Genomic DNA, 7611 nt, shown 5'->3' with positions numbered 1-7611 from the left:
AAAACTGTCCGGAAAATGGGGACCACCTCAACAGACAGAAGAAGGCCGCGATGTGATGATCGCTGACCTGGAAGACCTTCACGACGAACTCTTTCAGAGCTGGCAGCTCGCTTCTGGGCTAACTTCCTCCATGGCCGAGGTAGTGGCGAAGCTTCGAAGCGGCTCTTCGATGGAATGAAAATGCCCCGACGCAGCGAGGTGCCGGGGGCAGCCCATGGCCTGCCCCCGGCACCGTGTCGTTCGGAGTCTGCCGCCCCGATCAGTCGAGCGGCAGTGCCAGGAAGCGCGGCTCGTTCTCGCGGCGCACCAGCAGCAGCACCGACTTGCGCCCGCCGTCCTTCGCAGCCTTGATCTGCGCGTTCAGGTCGGCCACGGCCGTCACCGGCTTCTGCCCCGCCTCGACGATCACGTCGCCCTGACGCAGCCCCTTGTCGAAGGCCGTCGAATTCTCGTCGATGTCGGCCACGACCAGGCCGGTGCTGCCCGCCGGCATCCCGAGCTGGGCCGCCGTCTCGTCGGTCAGCGATTCGAGCTGCATTCCCAGAACCTGATCCTTCTGGCTCGGCGCGGGCTTGTCGGTGCCCTTGTCAGAGCCGGTCTCGGCCGTCTCGCGCCGGCCAAGGGTCACGAGCAACGTCTGTTCCTTGCCGTCGCGCATCACCGTCACGCGCACCTTCTGCTCGACCGGGGCGTCGGCGACGCGCTTGACCAGATCGCGCGAGCTTTTCACCGGGCTGCCGTCGAAGCTGGTGATGACGTCGCCCGCCTTGATGCCCGCGTCCTTCGCCGGGCCGTCCGGCACCTCGGAGACCAGCGCACCCTCGGCCTTGGGCAGGTTCATCGCCTCGGCCATGTCGGGGGTGACCTCCTGGATCTTCACGCCAAGCCAGCCGCGCCGGGTCTCGCCGAATTCCTTGAGCTGGTCGGTGACCTTCTTGACCACATTCGACGCCATCGAGAAGCCGATGCCGATCGAGCCGCCGTTCGGCGACAGGATCGCGGTGTTCACGCCGATCACCTCGCCGTTCATGTCGAACAGCGGCCCGCCCGAATTGCCCTGGTTGATCGCGGCATCGGTCTGCAGATAATCGTCATAGGTGCCCGACAGTTCGCGGTTGCGCGCCGAGATGATGCCGGCCGAGGCCGAGAAATCCTGACCGAGCGGGTTGCCCATCGCCAGAACCCAGTCACCGACCCGGGCCTTGTCGGAATCGCCGAAGTTGATGAAGGGCAGGGGTTTGTCGGTCTTCACCTTCAGCAGCGCGATATCGGTCTTCTTGTCGGTGCCGATCAGTTTGGCGTCGAGCAGGGAACCGTCGTAGAACTTGATCTGGATCTTGTCGGCATTCTCGATCACGTGGTTGTTGGTGACGATGTAGCCGTCCTCCGAGATCACGAAGCCCGAGCCGAGCGCCTGCGCATGGCGCGGCTGGCGCGGGCTGCCGTCCTCGCCGCCGGGCATGTTCTGGAACGGAAAATCCTTGAACAGGTCGGAGAACGGCGAGCCGTCCGGGAAGATCGGCTGGGCCTGGGTCGGGGCCTCGACGGTCTGGGTGGTGGTGATCATCACCACTGCCGGGCTGACCTTCTGCACCAGATCGGCGAAGCCGTCGGGCGTCGGGCCAGCCATGGCGGTGAGCGGAGCCACCGGCCCGAAGGCCAGCGCGGTCGACAGCAGGGCAGCGCCCAGAACGCCGGTCGTCAGGCGCCGGATCTTGTGGACGGTGGGCGTGGGCAGCGAAAGACGGTCGTTGTGCATTGTGCGCTCCTCGATATTTCCTGGCCTCGGGGCCGGTGCACTGTCCGTTAGACCCCCAGCCCGCCCGATGTTCAAATGAAAGACCGTCGCAAATGCACAAATCGGTGTGACGTCATGCGCCCGGATCGTGATTGCCGGGGTGTGTCGCGTCCGTGGGGCCGAGGCGAAAAGGGCCGGCAGTGCCGGCCCCCTCGGTGTCTCATTTCGCCGCCGGATTCTCGCCCAGACTTTCGACGAAGGTGTCATAGTCGAAATAAAGGCTGTCCGGCCGCGTCACCAGCGAGGTGGTGCTCGCCTTCAGGCTGTCGGCGTAGAACTGCAATGCCTTGGTGAAGGCGAAGAACGCCGGATCCTGTTCGTAGGCATTGGCGTAGACCGCGTTGCTTTCGGCATCGGCCTGACCGCGCACGATCTCGGCCTGCTTGCGCGCTTCCGAGGTCAGCTCGATCACGGCGCGGTCGGCCGCGGCGCGCACGCGCTGTGCCGCCTCGCCGCCACGGGCGCGCTCGTCGGCCGCCTCGCGCTGACGTTCCGCCCGCATCCGGGCGTAGGTCGCGGCGAGGTTCTGCTCGGGCAGGTCGGTGCGGGTCAGCCGCACGTCGATCACGTCGACGCCCAGAGATGCCGCCTCGCGCTTCGCCTGATCGCGGATCTGGTTCATCAGCGCGGTCCGGTCGTCCGACAGGACTGCGGTCGAGGGAACGCCACCCATCACCTCGCGGATCGCGTTGTTCAGGATGCCGTCGAGACGGTTCTTCGCCGTCATCTCGCCACCCGAGCCCACCGCCTCGCGGAACTTCACCAGATCGGCGATGCGCCAGCGCGCGAAGGCATCGACCACCAGACGACGATCGTCGAGCGGCGTCACCTCGAGAGGCTGCGTCGTCAGGCTGAGGATGCGGCCGTCGTATTTCACGACTTGCTGGATCATCGGGATCTTCATCCCGAGGCCGGGTTCCATCACCACCTTGCGCACTTCGCCGAACTGCAGCACCAGCGCCTTCTCGCGCTCGTCCACGGTGTAGAACGAGCTGAGCACCACGCCGAGCGCGATCACCCCCGCGGGGATCAGATATTGCACGCGCATCATCGTCATCAGTTCGATCCCCCGTTGCTCTGGGTCTGTGCCGGGGCGGCGGTGCCGGGTTTCGCCCCGGTCAGCCGGTCGAGCGGCAGATAGGGCACGGTGCCCGATCCCTGATCGACCATCACCTTGTCGAGCCCGCCGAGCGTGCGGCCCATCGCGTCGAAGAACATGCGCCGTTTGGTGACATCGGGCGCGGTTTTGTAGACCTCGTAGATCGAGGTGAAGCGCGCCGCCTCGCCCTGGGCGTCATTGACGACCTGAGCCCGGTAGGCTTCGGCCTGTTCCTGCATCTGGGCGGCCTCGCCGCGGGCACCGGCGGTGACCTTGTTGGCGTAGGCGTCGGCCTCTTTCTCCAGCCGGTCGCGTTCCTGCTGGGCGGCCTGCACGTCGCGGAAGCTGTCGATTACCTCGGTCGGCGGATCGGCGCGGTTGAAGTTCACCCGCACGATGTTGATGCCCACGCCATAGCTGTCGAGGGTATTCTGCACCGCCTGGCGCAGATCGGCACCGATGGCACCGCGGTCGCGGTTGAGGATCGGCGCCAGATCGGTGCGCGCGATGATGTCGCGCATCGCCGATTCCGAGACCGCGCGGATCGTGTCCTCTGGGTCGGCCAGATTGAACAGGTATTTCCCGGGGTCCGAGATGTTCCACACCACCTGGAACTCGATGTTCACGATGTTCTGGTCGCGGGTCAGCATCAGCCCGGTGTTGCCGCCGCGCGTGTTGCCGAGCTCTGTCGTGCGCTCGTCGGTGACCGGGATCACCACGGGCTTCACGAAGGGCCAGGGGGCGAAGTTCAGGCCCGGGTTGCCGGTGGCGTAATACTTGCCGAACAGCAGCTCGATCGAGCGTTCGTTCTGCTGCACCTGATAGAGCGAGCCCCAGCCCCACACCGCGATGGCCGCGACAAGGCCGAGCCCCACCGCACCGGCCGAGACCGGCTTCGGCCCGAGGCCGCCGCCCGTGCCGTTGCCGCCGCCAGAGCGACCGCCCATCAGCACGCGCAGATGTTCCGAGCCTTTCTTCATCAGCTCATCGATCTCGGGGATACCGTCCGAGGGGCGCCGCGCCCCGTTGGGGCGGTTGCGATCGTCGTTCCAGTTGCCGCGTCCGTCGTTGTTCCGGCCGCCGCCCTTCGCGTCGTCGTCCTTCCCCCCGTCGTTCTGGCCACCGCCAGTTCCCCAGGGACCTCCGTTGCTCATCCTGTCCTCACTTCCGTTGTCGTCTCACGGAGTTGGGGACTGCGCCCCGGATGTCAAGTTGCCGTGAACGACCATATTGATCGGCAATGCCGGGATTTTGCCCCGGCACCGGGATTTTCGCGCGTTTCCATCCGCTGCCGGTGGGGCGCTGCCGGGGCGCAAGCGCCGCGCCGCAGGCCGGTCGCGCGCTTGCGGGGGGCGCTCAGCGCACCGGCTTGCGCATCGTCACCAGCTCTTCGGCCATCGTCGGATGGACGGCGCAGGCGGCGTCGAACTGCTCCTTGGTCGCGCCCATCTTCATCGCGATGGCGGCGATCTGGATCATCTCGCCGGCATCGGGGGCGACGATGTGACAGCCAAGAACCTGCCGCGTCGCGCGCGAGACCACGAGCTTCATCAGAACCTTTTCCTCCGCCCCGGCGAAGGCGCTGCGCATCGGGCGGAAGGAGGTGCTGTAGACCTCGATCTCTTCGCGCGCGCGGGCCTGTTCCTCGGTCAGACCGCAGGTGCCGAATTCGGGCTGGGTGAACACGGCCGAGGCGACCATCTGGTGATCGAAGCTGTGCGGGCGGGCGCCGAAGACGGTATCGGCGAAGGCGTGGCCCTCGCGGATCGCGACCGGGGTCAGCGCGATGCGGTCGGTGACATCGCCCACCGCGTAGATCGAGGGGATGTTGGTCTGCGACCAGTCATCGACCAGCACCTCGCCCTTCGGGCCAAGCTGCACGCCCACCTCTTCGAGGCCGAGGCCGCGGGTGTTGGGCCGCCGGCCGGTGGCGTAAAGCACGGCGTCGAAGGTCTCGGTCCGGCCCGCGGTGTCGGTGACGACAAGGCCCGCCGCGCCGCGTTCGATCTTCTGGATCAGCGCATCCTCGCGCAGCGCGATGCCATGCGCCACCATGCGCGCGACGATCAGGTCGCGGCATTCGCGATCGAAGCTGCGCAGCACCGGCGAGCGGTTCCACAGCGTCACCTCGGTGCCGAGCCCGTTCATCACGCAGGCGAATTCCGAGGCGATGTAACCGCCGCCGACGATCAGCATCCGGCCGGGCAGCGCCGGCAGCCTGAACACCTCGTTCGAGGTCATCACATGTTCGGCGCCGGGGAAGTCGGGCACGAAGGGCGCGCCGCCGGTGGCGATCAGGATATGGCGCGCGCTTTTCACCGACCCGTCGGCGAGGCGCACCTCATGCGGGCCGGTGACGGTGGCGCGCTGGTCGTAGACGGTGACGCCCGCGCCCTGCTGGCCGCGCCGATAGGCGCCTTCGAGGCGGTCGAGTTCCGCCTCGAGCTTGGTGCGGAACGCCGTCCAGTCGAACCGGCCGACATCGGCCGACCAGCCATAGGCGCGGGCCTCTTCGGCCATCGCCGGGAAGGAGGAGGCATAGACCATCAGCTTCTTCGGCACGCAGCCGCGGATCACGCAGGTGCCGCCCAGACGGTATTCCTCGGCCAGCGCGGTTTTCGCGCCATGCTCGCCCGAGGCGACCCGCGCCGCGCGCACGCCGCCCGAACCGCCACCGATGACGAACAGGTCATAATCGAAGCTCATGGGGCCCTCCCGGTTCCGTGTCAGTCGATGTCGAGGAAGATGTTCGATTCCTCGATGAAGTCCACCCGCTGTTCGCGCACGGTGCCCTCGGCGATGTCGCGGATCTCGACCCGGCCGTCGGTGCCGCCGATCACCACCTGATCGCAGATGTCGACGAACAGCCCGTTTTCGACCACGCCGGGGATCTGGTTCAGCGCCAGCCACAGCGCGCGCGGGTTCTCGATCCGGTTCAGGTGCAGGTCGATGATGAAATGCCCCTCGTCGGTGATCAGCGGGGCCTCGCCGCTCTGACGCAGGGCGGTCTGCCGGCCGAGCACGTCCATCGAGACGAGGACTTCCTCGATCAGGCGCTGCGTGGTCTGCCAGCCGAAGCGCACCACCTCGACCGGCAGCGGGAAGGCGCCGAGCTGGGCGACCTCTTTCGCGGCATCGGCGATCACGATCATCCGGTCGGACGCGGTGGCGACGATCTTTTCCTGCAGCAGCGCCGCGCCGCCGCCCTTGATCAGGTTCAGCTCGCCGTCGAATTCATCCGCGCCGTCGATCGTCAGATCGAGCCATTTCGCCTCGTCGAGCGTGGTCACCGTCAGCCCGAGCTGCCGCGCCAGCGTGCCGGTGCGGGTGCTGGTGGGCACGCCGGTGATGCGCAGGCCTTCCTCGCGCACCCGTTCGGCCAGGCAACGCACCATCCATGCGGCGGTGGAGCCGGTGCCGAGACCGACCTTCATCCCGTCCTCGACGAAATCCACGGCGCAGCGCGCGGCGGCGAACTTGGCCTTGTCGATGGGGGAAAGTTCTGCGGGCATGAAAGGGTCTCCTTGGTTGCGGACCGGGGCTGAAGGGCTGATGCGACGGTTATAGACAACCCCCCCTCGTCGTGCGAGGCCATATTCGCGCAAACCTGCCGCTGGCCGCGCGGGCCTTGCGCATTATGTCCGTGCAATGTCGCTTTTGCGCGCGTCGGCCGGGCCGGACCGGGCGAGAAGGGGACAGACCCCGGGGGCGGGGAGACGGGGGAGCCGATGTTTCTGAGCGTTTTCGACGTGTTCAAGGTGGGGGTGGGGCCGTCGTCGTCGCACACGATGGGGCCGATGGTGGCCGGCGGGCGGTTCCTCGATCTGCTCGCTCGCTCGCCGTTTCGTGCGGCGCGGGTGCGGGCACGGCTTTACGGCTCGCTCGCCTTCACCGGCAAAGGGCACGCCACCGACCGCGCGACGATCCTCGGCCTCGCGGGCTTCCTGCCCGAGAGCTACGAAGCCACCCGCGCCGAGGCCGTTCTGGCCGAGAACCGTCAGACCGGCCGCCTCTCGCCCGAAGGGATCTACGATTTCGCCTTCGATCCTTCAGCCGATCTGATCTTCGATTTCGGCCCGCCGCTCGAAGGCCATGCGAATGGCATGGTGATCGAGGCGCTCGACCCGCAGGGCGACGTTCTGGCGCAGGAGACCTATTATTCCATCGGCGGCGGTTTCGTGCGCACCGCGGCGGAGCTGGCGGCCGTCGACGATCTGACGCTTTCCGAACCTTCGCCCGTGCCCTATCCGTTCCGCACCGCCGCCGAGATGCTGGAGATGGCGCGGACCTCGGGGCAGAGCATCGCGCGGATGAAGCGGATGAACGAGCGCCGTTTCCGCACCGATGCGCAGATCGACGCCGGTCTTGCCCGGATCTGGGAGGTGATGAACGGTTGCCTCACCCGCGGGCTCGAGACCGACGGCATCCTGCCCGGCGGGCTGAAGGTGCGCCGCCGCGCCAAGGCGATCCATGACAGCCTGATGGCCGAGCGCGGCGCGAATTTCAGCGCGCCGCATGTCATCAACGACTGGGTTTCGGCCTATGCGATGGCGGTGAACGAAGAGAACGCCGCAGGCGGGCAGGTGGTGACCGCGCCGACCAATGGCGCGGCCGGGGTGGTGCCGGCGGTGATCCGCTACTGGCTCGACCATGTGCCCTCGGCCAGCGTCAAGCAGCTCGACGAATTCCTGCTGACGGCGGCGGCGGTCGGCGG

6 protein-coding genes are annotated in these 7611 nt (G+C 67.3%); 1 reads left to right on the top strand and 5 read right to left on the bottom strand.

Annotated elements, in window-relative coordinates:
- Positions 1-259: 259 nt before the first annotated feature.
- The 5 genes from CG50_RS15350 to rpiA form a co-directional block, all read right to left on the bottom strand.
- A complete protein-coding gene (locus tag CG50_RS15350) occupies positions 260-1759 on the bottom strand; it encodes a DegQ family serine endoprotease (protein WP_036640323.1) in 1500 nt (499 codons plus the stop codon).
- A gap of 199 nt (positions 1760-1958) precedes the next feature.
- Positions 1959-2849, bottom strand: coding sequence for a protease modulator HflC (hflC, locus tag CG50_RS15345; RefSeq protein WP_051910082.1), 891 nt, complete (start codon positions 2847-2849; stop codon positions 1959-1961).
- Between the two features lie 5 nt (positions 2850-2854).
- Positions 2855-4051 carry an FtsH protease activity modulator HflK gene (gene hflK, locus CG50_RS15340; protein WP_036640321.1) on the bottom strand — a complete coding sequence of 399 codons (1197 nt, stop codon included), beginning with the start codon at positions 4049-4051 and terminating at the stop codon, positions 2855-2857.
- 202 nt (positions 4052-4253) lie between these two features.
- Positions 4254-5603, bottom strand: coding sequence for a glutathione-disulfide reductase (gene gorA / locus CG50_RS15335; protein ID WP_036640319.1), 1350 nt, complete (start codon positions 5601-5603; stop codon positions 4254-4256).
- 20 nt (positions 5604-5623) lie between these two features.
- Entirely contained in the window at positions 5624-6409 is a 786-nt protein-coding gene (rpiA, locus tag CG50_RS15330) for a ribose-5-phosphate isomerase RpiA (RefSeq protein WP_036640317.1), read from the bottom strand.
- Positions 6410-6625: 216 nt separating this feature from the next.
- Here rpiA and CG50_RS15325 point away from each other — a divergent pair.
- Positions 6626-7611: L-serine ammonia-lyase (locus CG50_RS15325; RefSeq protein ID WP_036640314.1), on the top strand; the 986-nt coding region annotated here is incomplete at its 3' end.

Source organism: Paenirhodobacter enshiensis, from assembly GCF_000740785.1.
GTDB classification, from domain to species: Bacteria; Pseudomonadota; Alphaproteobacteria; order Rhodobacterales; family Rhodobacteraceae; genus Rhodobacter; species Rhodobacter enshiensis.
Note: the sequence above shows the minus strand (reverse complement) of the source record. Positions and strands in the feature narration are given on the sequence as shown.

Excerpts from the sequence above, each read along its gene's own strand:
- rpiA (WP_036640317.1), bottom strand. The coding sequence starts at position 6,409 with ATGCCCGCAGAACTTTCCCCCATCGACAAGGCCAAGTTCGCCGCCGCG.
- CG50_RS15350 (WP_036640323.1), bottom strand. The coding sequence starts at position 1,759 with ATGCACAACGACCGTCTTTCGCTGCCCACGCCCACCGTCCACAAGATC.
- gorA (WP_036640319.1), bottom strand. The coding sequence starts at position 5,603 with ATGAGCTTCGATTATGACCTGTTCGTCATCGGTGGCGGTTCGGGCGGC.
- hflC (WP_051910082.1), bottom strand. The coding sequence starts at position 2,849 with ATGATGCGCGTGCAATATCTGATCCCCGCGGGGGTGATCGCGCTCGGC.
- hflK (WP_036640321.1), bottom strand. The coding sequence starts at position 4,051 with ATGAGCAACGGAGGTCCCTGGGGAACTGGCGGTGGCCAGAACGACGGG.